This is a genomic window from Arenibacter antarcticus, from assembly GCF_041320605.1.
GTDB lineage: Bacteria > Bacteroidota > Bacteroidia > Flavobacteriales > Flavobacteriaceae > Arenibacter > Arenibacter antarcticus.
In genome coordinates, this window is record NZ_CP166679.1 from 1,129,887 (window position 1) to 1,153,552 (window position 23,666).

General features: G+C 38.1%; 18 protein-coding genes and 1 riboswitch. Of the genes, 4 read left to right on the plus strand and 14 right to left on the minus strand.

The genetic code is table 11. The annotated features are described in order from the left end of the window. Positions 1–3: 3 nt before the first annotated feature. The 3 genes from KCTC52924_RS04765 to KCTC52924_RS04775 form a co-directional block, all read right to left on the minus strand. Positions 4–978, minus strand: a complete 975-nt coding sequence (locus KCTC52924_RS04765; RefSeq protein ID WP_251807174.1) for a deoxyhypusine synthase family protein — start codon at positions 976–978, stop codon at positions 4–6. Beyond that, on the minus strand, positions 968–1,912 hold the full coding sequence (speB, locus tag KCTC52924_RS04770) for an agmatinase (protein ID WP_251806920.1): 945 nt from the start codon (positions 1,910–1,912) through the stop codon (positions 968–970). The genes KCTC52924_RS04765 and speB overlap by 11 nt, the downstream gene beginning before the upstream one ends. A gap of 71 nt (positions 1,913–1,983) precedes the next feature. Further along, positions 1,984–3,408: an arginine decarboxylase gene (locus KCTC52924_RS04775; protein ID WP_251806919.1), complete on the minus strand. Its 1,425-nt coding sequence runs from the start codon at positions 3,406–3,408 to the stop codon at positions 1,984–1,986. Positions 3,409–3,870: 462 nt separating this feature from the next. On the opposite strand from KCTC52924_RS04775, the gene KCTC52924_RS04780 reads away from it, so the two are divergent. Beyond that, on the plus strand, positions 3,871–4,593 hold the full coding sequence (locus KCTC52924_RS04780; RefSeq protein WP_251806918.1) for a hypothetical protein: 723 nt from the start codon (positions 3,871–3,873) through the stop codon (positions 4,591–4,593). A gap of 81 nt (positions 4,594–4,674) precedes the next feature. Here KCTC52924_RS04780 and KCTC52924_RS04785 read toward each other — a convergent pair whose 3' ends face one another. The 7 genes from KCTC52924_RS04785 to KCTC52924_RS04815 form a co-directional block, all read right to left on the minus strand. Continuing rightward, on the minus strand, positions 4,675–5,289 hold the full coding sequence (locus KCTC52924_RS04785; RefSeq protein WP_251806917.1) for a hypothetical protein: 615 nt from the start codon (positions 5,287–5,289) through the stop codon (positions 4,675–4,677). A gap of 137 nt (positions 5,290–5,426) precedes the next feature. Beyond that, positions 5,427–5,780, minus strand: coding sequence for a hypothetical protein (locus KCTC52924_RS04790; RefSeq protein WP_251806916.1), 354 nt, complete (start codon positions 5,778–5,780; stop codon positions 5,427–5,429). A gap of 48 nt (positions 5,781–5,828) precedes the next feature. Continuing rightward, positions 5,829–6,272 (minus strand): cyclic pyranopterin monophosphate synthase MoaC, encoded by a 444-nt coding sequence (gene moaC, locus KCTC52924_RS04795; RefSeq protein ID WP_251806915.1) that lies wholly within the window; start codon positions 6,270–6,272, stop codon positions 5,829–5,831. Between the two features lie 2 nt (positions 6,273–6,274). Continuing rightward, a complete protein-coding gene (locus tag KCTC52924_RS04800; protein WP_251806914.1) occupies positions 6,275–6,715 on the minus strand; it encodes a molybdenum cofactor biosynthesis protein MoaE in 441 nt (146 codons plus the stop codon). A gap of 158 nt (positions 6,716–6,873) precedes the next feature. Beyond that, positions 6,874–8,949 (minus strand): fibronectin type III domain-containing protein, encoded by a 2,076-nt coding sequence (locus tag KCTC52924_RS04805; RefSeq protein WP_251806913.1) that lies wholly within the window; start codon positions 8,947–8,949, stop codon positions 6,874–6,876. 10 nt (positions 8,950–8,959) lie between these two features. Continuing rightward, a complete protein-coding gene (locus tag KCTC52924_RS04810; protein WP_251806912.1) occupies positions 8,960–15,379 on the minus strand; it encodes a hypothetical protein in 6,420 nt (2,139 codons plus the stop codon). A gap of 120 nt (positions 15,380–15,499) precedes the next feature. Continuing rightward, positions 15,500–17,212, minus strand: a complete 1,713-nt coding sequence (locus KCTC52924_RS04815) for a porin family protein (protein ID WP_251806911.1) — start codon at positions 17,210–17,212, stop codon at positions 15,500–15,502. A gap of 513 nt (positions 17,213–17,725) precedes the next feature. Between KCTC52924_RS04815 and KCTC52924_RS04820 the strand changes: the two genes are divergently transcribed. Continuing rightward, positions 17,726–18,625 (plus strand): DMT family transporter, encoded by a 900-nt coding sequence (locus tag KCTC52924_RS04820; protein ID WP_251806910.1) that lies wholly within the window; start codon positions 17,726–17,728, stop codon positions 18,623–18,625. A gap of 55 nt (positions 18,626–18,680) precedes the next feature. Here the strand turns inward: KCTC52924_RS04820 and KCTC52924_RS04825 are convergent, their stop codons facing one another. Beyond that, positions 18,681–19,112: a DoxX family membrane protein gene (locus KCTC52924_RS04825; protein WP_251806909.1), complete on the minus strand. Its 432-nt coding sequence runs from the start codon at positions 19,110–19,112 to the stop codon at positions 18,681–18,683. A 361-nt stretch (positions 19,113–19,473) separates the two neighbouring features. Beyond that, positions 19,474–19,866 carry a cupin domain-containing protein gene (locus KCTC52924_RS04830; protein WP_370671513.1) on the minus strand — a complete coding sequence of 131 codons (393 nt, stop codon included), beginning with the start codon at positions 19,864–19,866 and terminating at the stop codon, positions 19,474–19,476. 315 nt (positions 19,867–20,181) lie between these two features. After that, positions 20,182–20,283, plus strand: a riboswitch (SAM riboswitch). Between the two features lie 243 nt (positions 20,284–20,526). Here KCTC52924_RS04830 and KCTC52924_RS04835 point away from each other — a divergent pair. Both KCTC52924_RS04835 and KCTC52924_RS04840 read left to right on the plus strand, forming a co-directional pair. Then, positions 20,527–21,051 (plus strand): OsmC family protein, encoded by a 525-nt coding sequence (locus tag KCTC52924_RS04835; RefSeq protein ID WP_251806907.1) that lies wholly within the window; start codon positions 20,527–20,529, stop codon positions 21,049–21,051. 51 nt (positions 21,052–21,102) lie between these two features. After that, entirely contained in the window at positions 21,103–21,627 is a 525-nt protein-coding gene (locus KCTC52924_RS04840) for an OsmC family protein (protein ID WP_251806906.1), read from the plus strand. A gap of 70 nt (positions 21,628–21,697) precedes the next feature. On the opposite strand, the gene KCTC52924_RS04845 is transcribed toward KCTC52924_RS04840, so the two are convergent. Both KCTC52924_RS04845 and KCTC52924_RS04850 read right to left on the minus strand, forming a co-directional pair. Beyond that, positions 21,698–22,183, minus strand: coding sequence for a PLD nuclease N-terminal domain-containing protein (locus KCTC52924_RS04845; RefSeq protein ID WP_251806905.1), 486 nt, complete (start codon positions 22,181–22,183; stop codon positions 21,698–21,700). 222 nt (positions 22,184–22,405) lie between these two features. Beyond that, entirely contained in the window at positions 22,406–23,386 is a 981-nt protein-coding gene (locus tag KCTC52924_RS04850) for a M20/M25/M40 family metallo-hydrolase (RefSeq protein ID WP_251806904.1), read from the minus strand. Positions 23,387–23,666: the final 280 nt, after the last annotated feature.

Consider the following 23,666-nt stretch of genomic DNA (forward strand, 5'->3'; position numbering starts at 1 on the left):
AAACTACATATCTAGTAAGTAAGCAAAAATTAAGGGAGCAACAATGGTAGCATCGCTCTCAATTATAAATTTTGGGGTATTTACATCTAGTTTCCCCCAAGTTATCTTTTCATTTGGCACTGCCCCAGAATAAGACCCATAACTAGTGGTAGAATCACTTATCTGACAGAAATAGCTCCAAAATGGGGTATCTGTACGTTCAAGATCTTGGTACAGCATAGGAACCACACAAATAGGAAAATCCCCTGAAATACCTCCACCGATCTGGAAGAATCCAATTCCATTTTGGGAATTTGCAGTATACCAATCCGCTAAAAAGGTCATATATTCAATCCCAGATTTCACTGTACTGGCCTTTAATTCACCCTTTACAACATAAGAGGCAAAAATATTCCCCATGGTACTATCTTCCCAACCTGGGCATATTATGGGCAAATTTTTCTCGGCAGCAGCGTACATCCAGGAATCTTTAATATCGATCTCATAATACTCCTCCAATACCCCGGACAAGAGCATCTTGTACATATACTCATGTGGAAGATAGCGCTCCCCAGCATTTTCTGCATCCTTCCATATCTTATGGATATGTTTTTGCAACCTTCTAAAGGCCTCTTCCTCAGGAATACACGTATCCGTCACCCTGTTAAGTCCTTTTTCCATTAAATCCCATTCTTCCTGCGGGGTTAAGTCCCTATAATTAGGCACTCGTTTGTAATGCGAGTGAGCCACAAGATTCATAATATCTTCTTCTAAGTTGGCTCCAGTACAAGAAATAATCTGTACTTTATCTTGCCGGATCATTTCAGCAAAAATTTTACCTATCTCGGCGGTACTCATGGCGCCAGCCATAGACACCAACATTTTAGATCCCTGAGCCAGCTGAGCCTCGTATCCTTTTGCCGCATCTACCAATGCCGCAGCATTAAAATGCAAATAATATTTTTCTATAAAATTAGAAATCGGTCCTTTATTCGTCATCATCGTCAAATTTTGATTGGTTATTACCTGCTACTTTGGATTGAACGTCATAAGTGTTGTCGTAATCATTAGTAACGGCCTCTCCCATAAATTTATAACTCAACATTTTATAATACAATTTAGCAGCTAAGAAATCGGGGGATTTATCATTCTTGTTAGGGCAAAGCTCTACAATATCAAATCCAACTACATTCTTCTCCGTAAATACTTGTTTTAAGAAATCCAAGATCTCATAATACAACAATCCTCCTGGTTCCGGAGTTCCTGTAGACGGCATTATAGAAGGATCCAAAGCATCTAGATCAAAGGTAATAAACACATTGTCGGTCATTAATTCGATCACCTTATCCATCCAATATTCATCCGTAACCATATCATGAGCGAAAAAGGTCTTCTCCTCGTCCATAAAGGTTTTTTCTATGGCATCCATACTACGAATACCTACTTGGATAAGGTTGGTAGTCTGACTGGCTTCATGGACCGCACAGGCATGGTTGAATTTTGTACCGTCGTAAGTTTTCCTCAAATCTGCATGCGCATCTATATGTAGTACGGTAAGATTATCAAAACACTCATTAAACGCCCTGATTGTTCCGATAGAAATGGAATGCTCCCCACCAAATACGGTAACAAACTTATTGCGTTTTATATACTCCTTGGTTGTTTTGTGCACGGTATCCACCATAGCTTCGGGCGAGCTGTCCTCCTCCACAAAATCCGTCAAAAATATCCCTTGCTGATATACTTCTGAATCGGTTTCTATATCGTACAATTCCATGTTTTCAGAGGCCTTCAAAAAAGCTTCCGGACCTTGGTCGGAACCTTTTCCCCAGGTACTGGTCCCATCATAAGGCACAGGAATCAAAACTACCTTTGCCTTCTCCAATTGCGCAAACTCGTCTGGTATGCCAGCGTAATTGTTAGTTGTTTTCATTTGTTAAAGTTTAATGTTTTTATTGTTCAGTCCTGCATTTCTGCAGAGGGTTACTGTTCTATTTTATAATATTATTCTTTTTCGGTTTCCCCGTTCTTCCCCATTTCATAACCAAGAATTCTGAGCAGATCTTCCGCTTTTTGCTGTTCGCTGAACAATTCGGTCGTTATCTTACCATTTTCATCCTTGTCTATCAGGATATGTTTAGGATGCGGTATTAAACAGTGCTGTAACCCCCCATAACCTCCAATTGACTCCTGGTAGGCTCCTGTATTAAAAAACCCAATATACAAGGGTTTGTCCTTTTTATACTTTGGCAAATAAATGGCGTTCATATTCTGTTCACTATTGTAATAATCATCACTATCACAGGTCAATCCACCCAAAAGAACACGTTCATATTCATCATTCCAACGATTGATAGCCAACATAATAAACCGCTTGTTGATCGCCCAAGTATCTGGCAAGGTGGTAATGAAAGAAGAGTCTATCATATTCCATTTCTCACGGTCGTTCTGTTGCTTCTGATACAATATCTCATAAATGGCACCCCCACTTTCACCTACCGTAAAGCTACCGAATTCGGTGAATATATTTGGCACGTCAACGTCTGCTTCCTGACAGGCAATATTTATCTGGTTAATGATCTCATCTATCATATACTGATAGTCGTAATCAAATGCCAAGGAATTTTTAATGGGGAACCCACCGCCAATATTAAGGCTATCCAAAGATGGACAAATCTTTTTAAGCCTAATATACACTTTTAAACATTTTACTAACTCGTTCCAATAATAAGCATTGTCCCGAATTCCAGTGTTGATGAAAAAATGTAACATTTTTAGCTCCACCTTATCATTGTCCCGAATTTGATTCTCGTAAAAAGGTACAATATTTTTATATCCGATTCCCAAACGGGAGGTATAAAATTCGAACTTAGGTTCTTCTTCGGAGGCAATTCTAATCCCAACTTTAAAAGTGTCGTTTATGGCATCGGTCAAAAGGTCCAATTCCTCATAGTTATCTATGATTGGGATACAGTTTTGGTGCCCGTTATTAATTAGATTGGCAATATTGGAAATATATTGATCCCTTTTAAAGCCGTTGCAAATTATATAGGTATTATCCTTTATTTTACCCGTCAACTTTAACTTTTCCACAATATTGATATCAAAAGCAGAAGAGGTTTCTATATGGATATCATTCTTTAAGGCCTCGTTAAGCACCGGTTTAAAATGGGAGCTTTTGGTACAATAACAGTAATGGTATTTGCCCTTGTAATTATTCTTTTCCATAGCCAATTTAAACCACTCCTTTGCCCTGCTGATATTTTCCGAAATTTTGGGCAAATAAGTAAACTTTAAAGGACTTCCGTACTTTTCCACCAAATCCATTAGGGGAACGTCGTGAAATTTCAAACTCTCGTCCTCCAAGGTAAACTCCTCTTGGGGAAAGTAATAAGTCTGATCGATAAGATTAATATACTTTGTGTTCATGAATATTATGTCTATAAATATAAGTAAGTAATTAGTATTGTAAATGCAAAATAAAATAATGAATAAATACCAAGCCCTATACTATTAACTGTCTTTCTGTTGTTGGCTTAAAGAAATATTCGTGCTGACTTGCAACAAGGAAATAAAAATTTAGGGCTTGCTTCCATTTTCGGCTGTGGACCATCTGTGAATCAACCGGCACATGTTGCCCCGATCTACATTGTCCAAATCTAAAAATATGGTTCATTTTTAAAAGCAAGACTTTATTTGTCTTATCTAAATTTTGATGCTTATTTGAGGGAGCAAATGAAAACAAAAAAAATGAAAAAACAAGAGTTTTAAAAAATTTTAGGACAAAGTTAATTTAATCTTTCCCCTCTCAAATAAAAATAAAAGAATATACACTTAATCTATTGATTTTTAATTACTTATTTTATAATTTTAATGGATAAAATTTTAGCTATGACACATCCAAAACATTGCATCGCACTGGCCATTTTACTAGTTCTTGGTTTTTTGGATATCCTCAATGCCCAAATAGCATCCAAGGTCTATCATTTCGATGAAAAAAATAATGGGGAAACGATAAAACACGAACTAAAAATTGACGGAAATTATTTTATTCACAGTGTGTATAAAGAAGCTCCACCAACCTTTATAAAGACCTTTGGCGGATTCTATACCATTGAAAATAATCATATAAAATTAGTATTGGAATTTAATTCTGATTTCGCGACCGAGAATTCCAACACTATGAATCTCCCGTACAAAATGGACAAGGAAACACTAATCTTGGAAGGCAGCTCTCCAATGACCTTCGTTCCGGTTCCCAAATACTCCCAAGCCTTAGATGGGAAATGGCTGTTTTCGGGAAGGGTAACGGACCAAGGGGAAGAACGGGTAGCTACTTCTAGACCGCGGAAAACCATGAAATTTTTGTTGGACGGACATTTCCAATGGATCGCTTTCAATACCGAAACCATGGAATTTTTTGGAACTGGTGGCGGTAATTATCAAGCTGACAATGCCAAATACACAGAAAATATAAGCTATTTCTCTAGGGACAACGCTAGGGTTGGCGCTAGCCTTTCTTTCGACTTTGAATTAAAAGGGCCAGATTGGCACCATAGCGGAAAGAGCAGCAAGGGAGACCCACTGCATGAAATATGGATAAGAAGGGAGTAATTAAAAACATAAAAAAAATTGCCCGGCCATATTTATAAGCATAGCCGAGCAATTAAAAAATACATTGGAAATACGGAATAATTAGGCCACTATTTTCCCAACGGAGGAAGTAGTAGCAACCTCATTAATAATGACATTCCATTTTTCCGCTCTTTTAAGCTCGTAGTCCTCTGTATAGATCTGGTCTATATCATAAAAATTAAGCAACAGCGCCTTTTCATGATGCGCAAAATAGGTGATTTCCAAATCGAGTTTCTGCAAGACGTTTTCTTTTCCTGAATTGGTTTTCACCATTTTGGTGGCCTTCTGAATGGTTGATTTCTCCACTTGGTCCATAGGCACCTCATTTATCACCACCTCCCCGTTCACTATTCTGGAGAAAACCAGGATTTTCCGAGTTTTGTCTATCGCGATAAACCTATTGCCCCAACTTTCCTTTTGGTCGAATTTAAGATGAGCTTCTTTTGCAAATTCTTTTATTCTATTAGCAATTGTTTTGGCCTCCCCTTTCCCGGAGGAATTTAAAACCAAAAATGGGATAACCACTGCCAGCACCAAAAGCACGGATATTAAAGTCATTGAGTTGTTCATTTTCTTATTTTTTAAGCACGACGGATTTAAACCCTGGGATGCTATCTTTATCATATGTGGAACCATAAGCGTATAGGAGGTAGTTACCCCCTGTCTGATGGCCATAAAAAATAGCTAGAATTTAAAACAGTCAACGTTTATAATTGTATGTTTTTTTAGACTGAATTACCTCCCGACCCTAAAAGGCGGGATAGGATTTTCTTCAATAGGGTTACTATTGAAAAAGCAAAAAACCTAGTGCTCTAAAAAAATGTATGGAAAGGAAAAATAAGGGTCAGACTATCCAAACTGACTGTGATATCCGCCCTCTTTTTATAAATAGTCAACGGATTCCGATCAACTAATAATCGATAATTTTTAGTGTGATGAGATGGTAGTTTAAAATCGGATGCGGAAGGTAATTCCGGATTACTTTCCTGCAGTAAAATAGTGGTAAAAGTAGGAATGTCCCCAAAATTTTGGTGATCATTCTTATGCACCCCATAATCTGAAATAACGGGATCCTCTGGTTGAACTTGGGTGGTTGCCATGGCAACCCTCCCTAGGCCCAAGAAGAGAACAAAAAGTAAAATTTTATAATAAGCAGCTACTTTCACACTACAAAGATACTAGTATATCGTATTAATAGAATGTTAAAAAATGGGCTATACATTTTTCGAACTATCCGTTCCTATGTCCGACTTCCCCCCTGTTTTCCTCAATAACTTTATATTCTGTATTTCAATGCCCTTGTCGATAGGCTTTAGCATATCGTACATATTTAAGGCTACAATACTTGCCCCGTGCATGGCCTCTACCTCCACGCCTGTTTTGTATATGGTTTTTACCGTAACCAAGACCTGAATCTGCAGCCCCTTAATGGTATAAACAATATCGGTAAATTCTATGGGCATAGGGTGACAATCGGGTAACAAATCTGCTGTTTTCTTTACTCCTAGCAAGCCTGCAGCCCTACTCATAGCAAACACATCACCTTTGGGCACGGTATTGTTTTTTATAGCAGTTATGGTATCCTCGGAACTTACCTGAACCACAGCCTGTGCAATAGCGGTACGTAAGCTGTCTTTCTTATGAGTGATATCTACCATACTTATTTATTTACTTTCCATTGATACGAATTATCCGCAAACAGCTCTTTCCCAAAAATAGGCACTTGATTTTTTATCTCCTCGACCACATGGTGCAAAGCTTCAAAAACTTCTTTTCTATGTGGAGATGATACAAATACGAACAAACATATTTCTCCTGCCGCTACTTTTCCTAAGCTGTGATAAATATGCATACAGCTGAGATCAAATTTGGCAAAGGTAGCCTCCCTTATTTCGTGAAATTTCTGATTGGCCATTTCCGCGTAGGCAGTATATTCAATTCCCGTAACTTCCGACCCATCTATCATGTCGGCCCTTACTTGGCCCAAAAATATATTATGGGCGCCAATAGTGGTCTTAGACTGGTGCTTTGCAATGGAATTGGCAATGAACTCTGGAGTAATTGGTCCTTGCACAAATACATTTTTCGTCTTTTTTTCCATTCGATGAAAATTATAGTGTCGAAGATTGTAATTTTTGAGGCAAGTTATACAATTATTGAATATTTAAACCCTTAATGTTTAAATTGCTTATTCAGCATTCTATTTTTTATATAGTACTCCCTCATTTCCAGCATCATTTTTAATTTATTTTTCCATTATTAATTGCTACGCACCTCTTTACTCAACTTAGATTGCCCACCATCCTTAGTAAAAACTTTAACAGCATAAATGCTTGGGCTTTTCTCGTTTTCTAGGAAGCTTAATTCATCACTTCTTCCATGTTGTAGAAATTGTCCTTCTTTATTCTTCTTATATATTACAAAATAAGTATTCTTGTCTACGTATTTATAGCTCCATGTAAGGGTTACTTTACCATTTTTGGAGGTAGCAGCTCTTAAATTTTCAACAGGTGGTCTTACACCAGTGTCAAAAGTTTTTCCCTGCACAGGTACAGCGTATTCTGAAGCATTGTCACTTTCATCAATGGCGCGCATGCTGTAATAATAAATAGTGCCTTTTTTCACTTCTTCGTCACGGTAGGCAACCTGATCTAGCTTTAAGTTTTGGAATTTTTCCCATGGCGCTTTTAGATCTGTTTTACGATATAATATATGCTCCTTAACATCGATGCTTTTACTTAAAATAAAATTCAATTCGACTTCATTTTCTGTCGATTTTACTTTTTTGAAAACAGGGGTAGTCGGAGGAATTTTATCGGGTCTTTTCACTTTTAGAATTTCTGAAAATTCTGAGGTATTGTGATTAAAATCCAATGCCTCTACCCGATAATAAATATAGGGAGTTAGCGACTTTAAGGTTACCGTATCTCTATAAGTGGTTTGCACTTTTTGCTCCAAGCTATCTATGGATAAAAAACCTTCCTTTATCGCTGAAAACTCATGTTCGGCAGCATTTGAGCGATATAATCTATATCCCATTAAATCTGTCTCAGGATTTCTTTTCACCGCTATGGTCACCACCCCAGTAGTGTCTATCTTACCTTCGATAAATATTGGTTTAATAGGTGGAATACTATCTATTAGTGTAACGGCTACCGGAAATGATGAACTTATATTATTTGCGGTATCCACTGCTTGTACAAGGTAATAATTGGTCTTTCCGGTAAGGAATGACTTATCAATGAATTTTCGAGTACTCCCGGGTAGTAATTTATCATGTAGAAGCGTGAATTCTCCATTGTTTTCTTCTGATCTAGAAACTGCAAATCCTTTAAAATCATTTGCCACAGCTGTGTTCATTTTCCATTCTATATGCACCTCATCAGGTTTAACATGTTGCGGTTGTTTCAGAAATGGCTGCTGCGGTGGCGTTAAATCACGCGGCATAGCCGTTACTTCTGCAAATTTCACTCGTTCACCAAAAAGAGTTTGGGCATAAAAATGATAGGTATATTTCTGATAATTTACCAAATTTTCTTCACTAAAGCCGGAGCGCTTAGGGCCATCATATTCGTCACCTCTTAATGTATATATAGGGGCTTCATTAAGTTTTACGCTTTTACCATCTATAATTCGTTCCACATCTACACCGCTTAAATCTGGATGGTCATCCCATACAAATCCCAGTTGTGTATCGCCAGTTTTTACATAAACTTTATTTTTAAATGCATTCTCATCGGCCGTAGTGGTAATTTTAAAAGGAATCGATTCTGTTTTGTAAATAGGAGATACCGCTACCAACTTAATTCTATACGTGTACTCCGTCCCAGCTTTAATGTCTTTATCAGTAAATGAAAATCCTAACCCTTTTGCGGCAGTTGCATTTTTAACAGCGGTAAGTAATGAAATCATCAGCTTAAAATCTTCCATAGCTTTTTGCTTTTTAAGATCTGCAATACCAGCTGAGAGATTCATAGTGCCACCACTATTTTCAAGGATGTCCAAATAAAAATCTTGAGCCAGTTCAATTTCATCCTTTTCTAACTGAATTTCTGTAGCCTTCATTGCCACTTCCCACTGCTGTTCATTAAAGGGTTGGGTACGCCCTATTTCTTGAAATTTATTAGAGGAACCAATAGCTCGTTCAATAATAAAACCAGATTTAAAAGCAAGATTAAGCGCACTTTTCCTATCTGGAAAAAAACGTAATTCCACGCTATTATCAATAAATCTTCCTTTGGTTTTAATATATGAAGTCGGTTCCTCTTGCGCACGAACAACAGCAGAAACAAAAAACAATAATCCGAGCAATATGAGGTATGTATATTTTTTCATTTCTTTCATTTTAAAAAGTTGAAGCACCAACAGTTATAGCTCCCATAGGACCAGTACTGAATGTTTTAGTAATGGTCTCCGTTACTGGTGTACCGTTACTTTTTAGAGCCGTGATCCACGAGGAACCATTATATTCTTTTAAGGTTGCTGTTACCGTAAACTTATACCTACGGTCATATTCTAGACTATTTACTACAGGATCTGGATCTGGTGGTAAATCATCATAACTATTACTAGGTGGCACTGGATAAGTCGTCACCCCAGGAGGCCCCGTATTAACAAATACGCCAGCAGATAGCATGGCTGGCATGGCTGTCATAGATGGCATCGACATATAGACTGTGGCAGGCGGAGCTACAGGAAGGCTACCGAAAGCAGGAGCCAATGGCATTGTAATCACTGACGCCATGGCTTCTATAGGCATTTGCTTCACGTATAGATATTCCCCAAGATTATTTTGAGAATGTCCAACAATCACCTGCTCCCAAGCTCCCGTAGTTTCATTTTTAATTTTAAGAGATTTTGTTTTAATCATTTTAAACGTGCGCATTTTAACCGTCCCATTAGATTGTTGCTCGCTTACATCAAATACTTCATTAGGAGCAAGACCAAATTTTGCTATAATAGGCTGCGTTAATGGAAATTCTGAACCCGGGGAGGCTTTAACATAGGTAATTAGTGCATTTTGTTGTTCTGCAGCTGCATCAGCTTGAGTTACCGGAGTGCCTGAACTTGCACCACCGTTGTAACATGGGGTGCCATATTCAAAAGATTGATGGAAGTTAAAGGAAATTAAGTCATCAAATAACCCTACTTGTCCTTCTACAGCACCAGCGGCATAATTAGGCTTAGGGAATTCGCCACTAATCCAAGCTCCGGCTTTTAAAGAAGCTAAATTGATATGCCATTTGGTTTTTCCATTCTTCTTGTATCGGGTTACCCCTGCGCCCACACTACCGTACATCCCTAGTCCACCTTTAGCTCGATAGCCATTGATTCCAATTGGCGAATACCCCCCACACGCACCTAGGTATTGCATAAAGGATAAATGCAATTCTGCGCCAGCAGCGAGGTTCCAATCCAGAACATGTTTCCTATTACCATTATTAAATTTGGTTATTTTATATTCTCCACTTTCATCAAACATGAAGCCTATACCCAATGCAAAACCTTTTCCTGTCGCTGTATTACTACCTACACCACCAGCTCCTGTAGATCCGGCATACGGATAGTTCCCTACGGCGTTATAGTATCTCGTGCTAAAAGAGGGGGTAAATCCACCTGGATACGGTATTTTATTCCCAAACATCATATACTCATATAAGGTGATACCACTTATTTTAACAACATTAAGTCTACCAGGCTCTCCAAATTTGAAAAACCATTCATTTTTCTTTCCGTTTATATCCAGTATCAAACCTGCCGGTGCAGGTGTGGTAATAGGGGGTGCATTAACACTTACATCCGCAGTCAGGATAAATCTCTTATCCGGAAAATTATAACTTACACCAACCTCGCCACTTATTTTTGCTTTACTACGATCTGCGATTGCAGCACCTACAAAAAAGTCTCCCGTAAAAGCAATATTGGTCATTCCACTAGAGGGTGAAAATGCAGCTAACAATCCGACGTCTGCATTAAAGGTCTCATCTTTAGGAGTAGTAGCAATGACAGCATTTGCCCTAAAACCTATCTGGTCATATTTTGGTGTAAAGATAAAATCGCTACCAGACGGCGTGGCAATCATATTCATAAAAGCGCCACCACCAAAACCACGAAAGGCAACACCAGGTAGGAAGGTAATACCGGGCGCTGGAAAAGTAGCATTGGCTTCCACACGCCAATAACGGTAAAGACTGCTGTGATTATAGTCCGTATTACCAAATTCGGCCAAGGCACCTACTTTAATTCCACCCACTTTAAACTCGGCATCCAATGTTCCTATAAAACCATTCCCATAAATAGGGTCGTTATTTCTAAAACCAATGGCACCATTGATTTTCACAGCAGCCATATCAGCAGATACGTTGATGGAATCTATCACTACGCCTAAAAATTCTGGATCGAAGGTTTTTCCGCCACTTGATTTTTTATCTGTAATTGCACCTACAAGGCCTAAGGTAGAACGACCTCCTATTTTTGAAGACAGGTTAAAGATTACGTCAAAATTCAACTTCCCGTGTAATAATTGAGTTCCAGTGGTCGGCATTTGAGTAAATTTCACTTCTTCTATGGTCACTGGGAAATTCGCCATCTTTTTTTGAGGACTTGCAAATGCCCAATTTCCTTGATCGAACTGTAATTTATTAGTGGGAGCACTGCTGTCATAGTCAAAGCCTAAGCCCTCAAAGCCTAAGGCCATATTAATTTGATCTACAGGCCCCACAGTAGCATCTACCCAAGCTAAATCACCATTAAGATCCATGCTAAAGGTTTTTTTGTCCTTATCAAAATAGCCTGTAAGATTAGAAGTCTCATCTAGGGTGAATTGTCCACCGCCAAAGAGATCATTTTGTATGGGCTGATCAGGTACTAGAATAATTTGAAAATTATTATTCAATGCAGGGTCCAATGGGTTGTTAAATAGGGCGGTATACCCCAAGGAATTATCAATCCCGTTTCCTTCGTTTACAGGAATAGCAATACGCCCCTCTACACCAGCTTCAACAAAATTGCTGGAAAGAATTTCAAGATAAATACGATCTACACTAGCAACCATGTCTGCTACTTCAGCACCGCCAAACGCGATAAGGTTTTCTGCCTCTGCCATTAGCGTGATGCCCGTATTATCAATAATCATATCATTAATACTTACCTCTACTGGCCCACCGTTTGGCGTGTTCATTTTATTAGGAGTGAATTTTACTGTTAACTCATCCATATAAAAACCTTTAAAAAGATTGGTTGTTTCTCCTGTGTAAATAGGGGGAAAGGCCATCCCTGGGGTGTTCATGGTATCAGACATATCAAAGGCAATCTCATCTGCAAGAATTATAAAGTCGTGCGCACCTGAATCGGTTGGCGTACCATTATCAGGATCAGGAATGGTGGCAGATAAAATAGATTCCTCCAAGTTACCGGTAAGTATTAATCCGTGCCAGTTGGTACCAACGCCCACGAGGTTTGCGGTGGACTTTTCTGTTCCATCTATTTCATTTACGGGTATTAACCATTCTCTGGTAAAGTCGACATCTACTTCTACGGCATAGTTGGTTATACCCAATTCTCCCCATTCTATAAAACAACCAGGGCCGGCACCGGGAACTGGAGCTTTAAAGGTATAGGTGATTTTATTATTTATATTTCCTAAGGTAATATCCTCCAATAATTCTAGTCGTTCTGGAGGCCATACGGGAGCAGCTGGATGAAAATCAGTACCACAGGCTTTAAAACCTAAAACTTGATCTGGGTTCACATCTGGCTGAAACTGTTTGATAGCCAATAAGTTAAATTCCGATTTGGTAGGTTTAAAAACCATAGCGCTTACCGCTATGACATCGCCGCTATCAAAATTAATCCCAAAAGGAGCTTCTAATGGCGTCATAAATCCACTACTAGGAGCATAATCCACGATGTCACCATCGGTGGTTAACCATGCTTGTATATCATTTGCGTCATCGTGCCCCATTCCTACACAGCCGTACGGATACACTGGAGCATCATCTGACACTACTACAGTAATTTCTCCAGAAACTAAATTAGCAGCAGCATCAACTGTAATATTTGTAAATTCTACAGCTACATGAGCTAGCAACCACGGAATGTACACCGACCCTGTACCCGAGTATGGACCGTTACCAATAACCGTATCGGTAATAATTTCAAATTCACCCTGACCATTAACCTGTTCCCCTGCAAAAATAGAACCACCAGCAGCAAGTGGGCCATTACCAACAGCAGCTGTATTTAGTGCTTGCCAATCAGCAGGCACTGGTAAACATATAGTGGTAAGACATGCTTGACCATCGCTAGAAGGAAACAGAGGTGTGATGGCATAGGTAACACATATTTCAATTGGAATTTGATGCTGATTAGCATCAAAAATATGGGTAAATGGACCAGCGTTTACAATGGACTCCTCTGAATGCGCTCCATCCCAATTAATCGTCACCTCCATGCTATGGGTGGCAAGACTATAATTACTATTACAGTTTAATAAATAATCTCTGTATGCAGTAACACCACCTAACATAATTTCGCGGGGTTCTTCAGCTGCATCAGGTCTTAATAACGTGAGCTCTGGAGTGGCTACTTCTAGATCACACTCACAAGGATCAATACCATTAATTGCATTATAAGCTTCATGCGGTATCATTACCTCTTGTGTAAAATAACAATCGATACCTGCAGTAGGGTTCTCTATGTGGTAAGTAACTGTGACAAATTCTGGCAATGGCTGATCATTCACCCCCAACACCGCAAATGTATGTGTATTACTAGGGTCGTTCATGGCATTTGGAATATGCCAGTTATGTGTAACTGTACCAGTAAAAAACTGCGCCTGATAATTATATTCTGGATGACCATCCATATTCTCCGAGCCGTAAAATAGCTCATTTGTAGTCATACAGTCTATAATGGATTGTAATGTAGTAGGAGAATCAGGAATGGTAAGCGTGTGCTGATCATTATCTTCAGCGTACTCCATTGTTAAATCTGGAATATTAACTTGACTATCGTTAAGACAAGCACAAGGTTCCTTTTCGGCGGTATTATCATCAGCACCAGGTTCTACTAACGCCTCTATGGCTTTAATTGTTTCTTGGGGCAACGCAATACAATAAGTTTTTTCACAACTGATCAATTTACCTTTTACTATCTTCCTCGCTACATATGTTAGGCACACTTTTGTAGGGGTATCAACCCCATGTTTACACACATAAGAATAGGTGTGGCCGATAACCATATCCATTCCGTCTCCTTCACTTTCAACACTATGGTTGCCACCATAATTCACCGATAAGGACACATCAACATCTGAAAGATTACCCCCATTTGCCACTTCAGCCTTTAAACTCATGGTAAACGCCTGTATATCTGCCAATTCTATTTGAAGCGGATCATTAGGAGAGCTACCTATGAAGTTTACTATGTTCTCAAAATCATTTTGTGAAGGGAATTTACAAGCTTTAGAAGTAGGGGGACCTTTTGTATCTACCAGAGCATCTCCCTCGCCTGATAAACTTTTCAAATCTTTAGTGACTACGATCTTACACGGTTCCAAGCCTGCCTGCAATGGTCGCAATTCCATGCTCACTTTAATAGCGGTAGGACTTGCTATATTATGGTCATTAGGATTGTTATAATCATGGGTTTTTGAAGCAGTGAGATAAGGCACCGGATCTATAGAATGTGTACAGCCCCAATCTATGGTGGTCACCAATTGATATTTTGTAGGATCAATTGCTCCAGTTACTTGCATCCAATAGCTATTCTGCAGACTACTGATTCCTGTTAAGTCAATTTTAGTATTATTGTCTCTAGGTATAGCGATAAGCTGTTTACTTAATTCAAAAGGATTTATGTTGCAATTCACTATTCCTTTATCAAGTGATTTGGTGTTGCCATCGTTATCACCTTCATCTTCACCCGACTTGTTAGTTCCTTTGACATTGAAAACTCCGTAGTTCACAAAACCATTATTCTTTGCCCGATAGGTATTCCCTTCTTCTGTCATTGGCTTAATTCCCCAGACATACTGTTTATCTTCTTCTGGTGCTTCTATATCTATAGGCCATATAAATTGAGTACCCGTACGAACCTCCTCCTCAATGATAGGATAATTAACACCAAATGCCTGACTAGGGGTCTGACCTGGTTGTACTTCACTGATTGCAATTAAATAAGTAAGTCCAGTCCTTGGATCTGGAATAGGAACCAAAGGCGTCCATTTAAACATCAAGGAATTGATTAATAAAGGATCTATTTCCTGACCGTCTATAGGTGACAGCAGTTCTGGCATCTGGTAATCTGTAATAATCATGGGTCTACAGATTTGCTGTGGCACGGTTAGGCTACGGCCTTCACGGTTTAATAGTTCCACACAAAAGCTGTATGAACCTGGTGGCAACATACCGGTACGACCAATTTTATCTTTAAACCCAGCATCTACAAATTGTACTGCGTTATAGGGTATTAACTCATCTGCCAAGAAAGTTTCCGTCCCAAATTCGGCAACCATATAAGGCACCGATTCATCGGTGGTAAGCTTCATTTCACCATTGAGTAGGAGGCTCACCCTAATGCGATATTCCGGCATAAATTTATCGGTAGGATTTGTGACGGTAAGAATTGCCAAATTGTTACGATTCACCCATTCACTTAACTCTGGCGTAGGATTGGAGTCTACATTTAAGGTTACCTGAAGTTGCGCCTGTACAGACCAAGCTGCAGAAATTATGAACAGGAGTACTAAGATTATCTTTTTCATATATAGCTATATATTGTTTTTAAATGGTCATCTGTAAACTTGCCTGATGGCAGTCTGGTTTGCATATCTTCATTGGTAATTACGACCAGTTTAGGGTATGCTCATTTCACAATTATACTTTTAAAATCGTTGTTGAATAGAGAATTGTACTCTGTTTTGATCTACATATGCATTCGGTTTAGAATCGCCATAATCTAAATTGATATAGCGGTACTGTAGTTTGCATTGTAATTTTTTCGTCAGTTTATAACCCAGTCTCAGGTTCATATTAGTTCTGTAATCTGTTGTGAAACCTGGCACATCTATATGGGCATAGTTGAGTCCTATGGATGGACTCAATTTTTTATCGAATAATTTATAACTGGCCATGACACCATAGTTCAGCATATTAAAATCGCCCGTTGGTAACTGGTTTTCCAAGTAAATCCCTTGCACCCCTAAATTGAGAGGCATTTCTAAGAAGGCTAGATTATAATTAAGGGAAAAGGTTTCGTTTTCAGCTTTTGCGAATGCATTATTAATCACATCAAACTGCTCAAAACTATTGAATGCCATATTCCCAGAAATAAGGTGCACATACTTCTCACTTTTAATCGTATACGCTGGGGATATGGTGATCGAATTATTCACTAATTCAATACGCTGATTTAATAAATTTGCATCGTTATTAAATCCAAAGTTGCTATAATTTACATTCATTGAAAATGATTCTGTCAACTGAGCAAACAGATTCGCATTAGATATTACTCGCTTTGATGAGGATAGTTTAGTGTTGTTCAAGTTATTTGTTCGTATCCCGAAACTACCCGTAAGATTTACTTTATCCTTAAATAATTTCATGCCCGTATTTAATTTGTAGTCAAGAATATCACGTTCTATAAAACGATACCCAACGGGCAAGAATCCAGGTCCTATGTATTCTACCTCACCACCGATTTGAAATTTATCTCCCTTCCAATCTAGACGTGTATTGTGGGAAAAATCTGCGGTAGAGCTTGCGTTAATAGTAATAACATCTTCTAAAGCAGTCACATAATCTTCATCTATGGTTCCTGTGTTAAGAACATCGCTGGTATAAACAGATCCCGCAGTTTCTGTTTGCAGGTGTAATTTCTCAAATAATTTGAATTCGGCATAAGGCGAAATGGTCACCCCTTCAATAGGTTGCACACCCACAGGGTCCGTATTCACCGATGAGACATCATCTTGAACCCGTACCATATTAAGGGTGAATTTAGATCCTTCTAGTTTTCCAATCCCTATACGGGCCGCAACGATGTTCCGCTCATAAGCACCAGGAATGTTTAAGCTGATGTCTGGCTCAATAGCGCGTTGTGATTTTCCTGTAGTAGCAGATAGTATAAACCGGCCAGGATTAATTTCAACCCCTACCCCAAAAATGGGAATATCGCCAGTACTAAGTCGAGAATAAAAAGGAGTTTGCGTTCCAAAAAAACCTTGTGCCCATTTATACTTGGGGTTTATACTAATTTGATTGGCAGGATTTTGTATATAGTCTAAAACACTTTCTTCTGGTACAGAAGGCAAGGTATACATGACATCTTGATTGGTCACATTAACACTTATCGGAATACTGAAGTGGCTCCCGATATTGATGCTCATTTGAGCATTAAGACGTAGCAAGTTTTCAGGATAACGGGGTCTAAAGGTTGCATAATTCTCTTGTGAAAAAGAGTAATAGTCATAATAAAAGCCAAGACTTCCAGTAAGTTCAACGGGTGATTTTTTAGTTTCCTCTTCTTGGGCTGTAGCTAGATGAGTGCCCATTAATAGAAGGGCAATTTTAAATAAAGCGAATAGTGTATTCTTCATACATTACAGGTCTAGAAAGAAAGCCGACTTATGGTTAAAAGTTCTATTTACAGGCTACTTTTAGTTTTATATTATTAGCACAAAAAGGGAGCATTTTACCCTAAAAAACTTCTAAAATAGAAATGTTTTTTAGATTATTAACAATAAAAACCTCATAAAAAATAATATTCATCAATACTACAGTGCTAATTCCTCTGATATTAATCTTGAGTTTTGTCGTCACAAGAGTGTACATAACGGACTACAATTGCTTTTATTATATACAGCATTATTTAATTCTGAATAAAATAACCAGCACTGTAAAACGTAGAAGAAATCGATTAACTGCTATTTTAAAACGTGGAATTATCATGAAGGGATAGACGGAACAGCATTTCGGTTGCGCCTATCTACATTGGTATTTTCGACCAATTTTGGATCGTGCTGATTTCAAATAATAAAAGATTCCAAAAGCAATCTGAAGTCGGATTTAACGCAGAATTAAGGTCTTAAAAATAAGCTTATCTTCGCGAAATGTGGATGTATTTAGGGCTTTTAGCCGCGCTTTTTTTAGGATTACACAATTTATGTAAAAAACATGCTGTTCAGGGAAATGAAGTATTTCCGGTACTTTTAGGTACTATTGGCTCGGGTTTTCTTTTTATTCTACCGTTTTTTATTGGTTCTGTTTTTTTTCCCGAGTACAGTAAGGCCAGTGGATTTTATATTTCCGAAATTCCATGGGAGGTTCATGGCTATATATTTATAAAATCCGCTATTATGGCAGCTTCTTGGATTTTAGCCTATCAAGCGCTAAAACATTTGCCCATAACTATTGTGACTCCTATTAGATCTGCTGGTCCATTTTTTACTTTTATTGGCGCCATTTTTATTTATCATGAAAGACCTAATCTTTTACAATGGCTCGGCTTTTTTGTCATTATTTTTTCTATGATCTTATATTCTAAAGTAGGGAAGAAAGAAGGCATTAATTTTAGACGGAACAAATGGATATTTGCCATTATTGCTGCAACATTTTTAGGCGCTTCTAGCGGCCTGTATGATAAGTTCCTCATTCAGTATTTAGATTTGAACCCACAAACCTTAATTTTTTGGTTTAGTTTTTATGTCATTCTTATTTTACTTGTCATTCTATCCATATCATGGTTCCCACATGCCGAAAAGCGAAGCGCTTTTAAATGGCGTTGGAGTATTCCTGCTGTTGGATTATTTTTGCTAGCGGCCGATTATTTTTATTTTAAAGCCTTACAAGATCCAGAGGCTTTAATTATGTTGCTTTCTGCAATTAAACGAAGTCAGCTTTTAATAGCCGTGGTAATTGGCGGACTTATTTTTAAGGAACAGAATAAGCGAAAGAAATTGGTGCCTTTAGCAGGAGTTCTATTGGGCGTATTCTTGATTTTGTATTCTTAAGATCTGCACAATGCTTACTCATATTAGCTAAACCACATTTCAATTCCGTTTAGAATTATCTAGCGTCAGAATTTTTCTTCATAATAGTATCTAAGCAAAACCTATCCCATTCTCGCGGTAATAAAAGTAGGGACACAAGCAGGATAGCTCTAAACAGCACATGCGATAGATCCCAAATGGGCTCTGCTAATCCATGTCCAAAAGTTACAACAACTAAAACAGAGGCAAGAGCGTACAGGGCATAGTTGGTTTTAAGTCCCAAAACAAGGAGCAACCCACCAATTAACTCCACATAGGAAGTATAATACACTGTTGCCCAAATAATAGACTCGGGCAATATACCTTCAAAAGTACCATGAAAGAAGTCGGCCTGAAATACCTTTTCGATGCCCCAAGTAACGACCTTACCAAAGCCTTGCATTAAGAAAATAAATCCTAATATCAATCTAACGGTAAGGACTCCAACTGCTTTATTTAATTCTATCATAGTTATGAATTAATTCTACCAATGGAAGTCTTTGAAGAAATCCCATTTCGGTCAAAAATAAGGGATCTATTTTGATTTAAATAGCGGCACATGGGAATTTACAACTAATCCCAGAAGTGCACAGCTGCCTTCTAAAAACACTAAAACCCGACCTTTACGATAGCCTTGGCTACAATTATCCTTGCTTAGAATGGCTTATTTGGGCTTGCTTTCATTAGAATACCCTTCGGCACCACTAGTCACCGGATGTTGAGATTTCGTTTGCCTTACATGGGCAGGCATAGTCGAAATCGGCTATTGTCGGAAGATAAATCATTTGCAAATTAACTACCTAAAAATCAAGATTCATCTTAGAATGCTATTAGGACGATTTCCAGGCGGTATAACAATCGCTATACTTCTTATTCTCCTCAACAGTTATAGGCAACTCGTCTGTTCCTGCATAAAAAACAATGATTTCGGCAGGGGAATCCCCGTTGTTTACCCCAAAATGACAAGAATTTACCAACTCCACCAACGCATCGCCTGCTTTTAATTGAAGCGTATTATTTTCTTCATCAACCACCGTTAATTCACCCTTTGTTAGTACACCGGCATTGATAACAGGGTGCTTATGAATATTTAATCTAGATTGAGGGGGAATGGTTATTTTCAAGATTGTAACCTTAGGTTTCCCCTCCGGATATGTAGGCAAAGCTTTACCGTTCCAGCTCTTAGTTGTTTCTATTAAAGTGACTGTTTCAATTTTATCCATATTCATTTGTGTTTTGTTTTTCTTGATTTAAAGATGCTAATAATTCCATAAACATTTAACTATACTAGCGATAACTCTCTTAAATATCTTCCCTGTTTTTTTCTTCTTAATCTTTAAACATAAATTATCGGGTTATGTGATTCTATTTTGACCTGTAGAATACGCCTCATCTTCTTCCGTAGTAGGATTATCTCATTTTTAGACAGTTATTTATGGAGTGCTTTTTTAAAAAAGAGGCCAGAAAGTTTTGTTTTTAAGATTCTACATCTATATTTGCCCTACAATTTCGTCAATGACATCCTAAAAAGATGCTTGATTTTATAAAGAAGTAGCGAGAGACTGGCTCTATGACCTACTGGCAACCGTCAAAAAATGAAAAGGTGCCAAATCCTGACTCTGAAAAGAGGAATATAAAAAAGACATCATGAAGACACAGGACACATTTCTCAATTACACTTTTTCTAAGAAATCTATACTCCACAAGAGTCACCATTTATTTTGCTGTATGCAGAAAATGGAGATGTCTATGTGTGGCTGTATGTAATCCACCCATTTTAAAATAGACAAGACCGAAGACCTTTCCGTCTGTTGGGCATATGCTTTTGCATTGCCCTCCCCTATTCCTACGTATTTATTTTTTCATCCATAAATTTTACAACAATGTCAGAGATTGTAAAACAATCATTTGAAGACCTTATTCAGGATATCCACAAGAATCCAGAAAAGGCAACGGCCAACTTTGAAGCAACCGCTTTATTGAGAGAAAAACTCACTGTAAAAGGTACCACTAGGCAGTTCAATTGTGAATTTGACGAGCCAGATATCTTAGGAGGTGACGATTCTGCACCCAAACCCGTAGAATATGTATTGGCAACCTTAGGCGCATGCCGAGCCATTACTTATAAGGCGTTAGCGTCTTTAAAAGGCATACAGGTAGACAATGTAGTGGTAAAGGTTAAAGGATACACCGACCTAAATGGCTTCTTAGGCCTAAATAAAGAAACACGTCCTAGCTATTTAAAGGTAGAAGTTGATGCCGTTATCGAATCGAAAGAAGATCCCGAAATACTGGCAGCGCTATACAAACAAGTAGAAGCAGTTTGCCCGGTATTGGACATTTTTGCAAATACAAATAAAGTGAAAGGCAAATTAACAGTTCAGAATAACAGGGAACTGGTTGCCTAATCCACAGTATTATTTACGCATAATTATTATAAACCTAAACGAAACAAAATCATGTCAGAATTAGTAAGAAGTACATTTCAAGGTATTATTGAAGAATCCAAGAAGGATGTAAGCAAAACAAAAGGGGTTTTTAGGGTCACTTCCGAATTGGAAGAGCATGTCCGAGTAAAAAACACCGCTAGGGGATTCCAGTTTATCGCCGATGAGCCGGAAGCTTTAGCGGGCACAAATGTAGGCCCCAATCCCATTGAGTATTTGCTGGGATCTCTAGGCGCATGCCAAGTAATAACTTATCAGGCCGTAGCCGCGCTAAAGGGTATACAGCTAAATGGGGTTAAGGTAGAAACCAAAGGTAATATTGACTGGCGCGGTTTCCTTGGAATAGACGAAAATGTACGTCCCGGATACCAGAAAATAGAGGTTGAAACTATAATCGATTCAGACGAAAATCCTGAAAGGATACAAGAACTAATTGCAGCTGTAGAAGCGCGTTGCCCCATATTGGACAATTTAGTGAACGGTGTAGGCGTAGAAAGTAAAATTACGTTACTGAACCAGAAGGAAACGGTTGCTTAATATTGCAGATCTTTATAGAAAGAGGCTGCTACCGATGGGGAGCAGCCTCTTTCTTAAATGTGATTATGATCTAATTCTTTTTGGTAGTTAAATAGATTATAGGGCCAAAAAGTGGAACAAATATTGAAATAATAGTATAAACCAATTTTTCCATAGGCGCTACTGTCGATTGAATAATTCTTCTAAGCGCTACCCATAACAATATAATATGCACTAGGATTATAAAGGGCATGAGAATAGGAATTAGTAAAAATATACTACCAAAATAATTTGGCTCATCAGTATAGGTCACCCCAAAATTTTGATTTTCCGACTGTATTTTATTTATCAAGATATTTAAAGAATTCGGTGGGTTACCTTTAATCCTATACCTCTCGTTATCATTTGTGGATATGAGGATTAATTCGTTGTTTTTTATTGTAACATTATTTATATCAACTTCTGGAAGTATGTTATTGATGAATTCCTGTTCTGAAACTTCCTCATAATCTCCGGTACATGAAAATAATAAAACTGAGATAAAAATTGATAAAATAAAAATTGAAGTTTTTTGCATAATCCTGATTTTTAATGATGGTCAACATACAGATATAATTTCTATTCCTATATCCTGAATTGACATGGAAATCTAAGTGAAATTTCATACTTAAAGTAATATTATTAATGCATGAACGCTACTTCACCAGAAAGCATTAGAACAAGGTTTCACGATGCATTTCTAACATGTACACCCTTCTTCTAAAGCCTTAGAAACGGTTTCAGGTTGAGCTAAACAGGTCTAGGTTTCATCCATTAAAAAGGAGTCATATTTTTCAATGGCCTCAATAATTAATTCCACCGCACTTACATAAAATGTTTTACTTATCTGCTCGTAGGTATCGGTAGGCTGGTGATAATCCTTATGATCTTCTACCCCAAAATAAATAAATGGAATCTGTTTTTTATGAAATATACGATGATCAGAAGAGAACGTCCAATCTGCCTTTGCCTCATCATTAGGATCATCATGACCGTATAACAGCTGTATTTTGGTAGATTTTACCTTATCCAAAGGCTGCTTTAAATTTGGGTAATGGTACAGTCCTGAAGCATAAAGTTGTAAGGAATCATTCCGCCCTATCATATCCATATTAACATTGAGAGCAATGTTCTCTATGGCAATCGGGAAATTATTGAGTAGATAATCGGCCCCTAGAGACCCGATCTCTTCGGCATCTACCGCCGCAAAAATCATGGTGTGCTTTGGGGATCTGTTTTTAAAATAATCGGCTATGGCCAGTAATGCCGCAGTTCCGGACGCGTCATCATCGGCTCCATTAAAAATCTCACCATCCCTTACCCCTAAATGGTCTAAATGCGCGGTTATTACAATGGCCCTTTCACTTTCACCCTTAATCATAGTGACTACATTCCCACCGGTTACCGTGGTGTCCGGCACATTGCTATAGTCTAGGGAAGGATTGGCAACAGGATAAATTCTATGTCTAAATTTTCCTTTAAAGGTGTATGGAAAATTTTGAATACTTCCCGATGCAAATGCGGGTGCTATTCCAAGTGCCGCAAATTGTTCTGCAATGTAGTGTTGCGTTTTGTAATTCCCTTCAGTTCCAAAGAATCTCCCTTGCATGGAATCGTGTGAGATTACCTTTAAATTATAAAGCAGCTTTTCTTCATTCACTTTTATGGTTTCGGTGGTAGCATTCTTTTGACATGCCACCACAAGAGTGATACAGGCAATTAAATAAAGGTGTTTTTTCATTCTAGAGATTCTCTTTGGCAATAGTTAATTCACTTTATATAATTGGCCAATGTAGCAAATCTTAATGGTTCCTACCACCAAGCTCCACATAGAAAATCTAGAGTTGCCATAAGGCATGGGATTAAAGAGTAGGTAACCATTGTTCCTACCATTTAAACAAGGGTATAATAAAAGAAACTAACAGTGCCGATAAACTAAGGTGCGATAAACCTTGGCTTAGAGGAGCTAGACGGCGCGTAGACTATCGCATCAACTGGCTCCACACTTCAAATTTTCCGTT

Bases quoted from the DNA above. Each gene is read 5' to 3' on its own strand.
- KCTC52924_RS04830 (WP_370671513.1), bottom strand. From the start codon at position 19,866: ATGGATAAAATTGAAACAGTCACTTTAATAGAAACAACTAAGAGCTGG.
- speB (WP_251806920.1), bottom strand. From the start codon at position 1,912: ATGAAAACAACTAACAATTACGCTGGCATACCAGACGAGTTTGCGCAA.
- KCTC52924_RS04810 (WP_251806912.1), bottom strand. From the start codon at position 15,379: ATGAAAAAGATAATCTTAGTACTCCTGTTCATAATTTCTGCAGCTTGG.
- KCTC52924_RS04820 (WP_251806910.1), top strand. From the start codon at position 17,726: ATGTGGATGTATTTAGGGCTTTTAGCCGCGCTTTTTTTAGGATTACAC.
- KCTC52924_RS04840 (WP_251806906.1), top strand. From the start codon at position 21,103: ATGTCAGAATTAGTAAGAAGTACATTTCAAGGTATTATTGAAGAATCC.
- KCTC52924_RS04805 (WP_251806913.1), bottom strand. From the start codon at position 8,949: ATGAAAAAATATACATACCTCATATTGCTCGGATTATTGTTTTTTGTT.
- KCTC52924_RS04780 (WP_251806918.1), top strand. From the start codon at position 3,871: ATGACACATCCAAAACATTGCATCGCACTGGCCATTTTACTAGTTCTT.
- moaC (WP_251806915.1), bottom strand. From the start codon at position 6,272: ATGGTAGATATCACTCATAAGAAAGACAGCTTACGTACCGCTATTGCA.
- KCTC52924_RS04845 (WP_251806905.1), bottom strand. From the start codon at position 22,183: ATGCAAAAAACTTCAATTTTTATTTTATCAATTTTTATCTCAGTTTTA.
- KCTC52924_RS04815 (WP_251806911.1), bottom strand. From the start codon at position 17,212: ATGAAGAATACACTATTCGCTTTATTTAAAATTGCCCTTCTATTAATG.
- KCTC52924_RS04765 (WP_251807174.1), bottom strand. From the start codon at position 978: ATGACGAATAAAGGACCGATTTCTAATTTTATAGAAAAATATTATTTG.
- KCTC52924_RS04850 (WP_251806904.1), bottom strand. From the start codon at position 23,386: ATGAAAAAACACCTTTATTTAATTGCCTGTATCACTCTTGTGGTGGCA.
- KCTC52924_RS04825 (WP_251806909.1), bottom strand. From the start codon at position 19,112: ATGATAGAATTAAATAAAGCAGTTGGAGTCCTTACCGTTAGATTGATA.
- KCTC52924_RS04800 (WP_251806914.1), bottom strand. From the start codon at position 6,715: ATGGAAAAAAAGACGAAAAATGTATTTGTGCAAGGACCAATTACTCCA.
- KCTC52924_RS04835 (WP_251806907.1), top strand. From the start codon at position 20,527: ATGTCAGAGATTGTAAAACAATCATTTGAAGACCTTATTCAGGATATC.
- KCTC52924_RS04785 (WP_251806917.1), bottom strand. From the start codon at position 5,289: ATGGCCATCAGACAGGGGGTAACTACCTCCTATACGCTTATGGTTCCA.
- KCTC52924_RS04775 (WP_251806919.1), bottom strand. From the start codon at position 3,408: ATGAACACAAAGTATATTAATCTTATCGATCAGACTTATTACTTTCCC.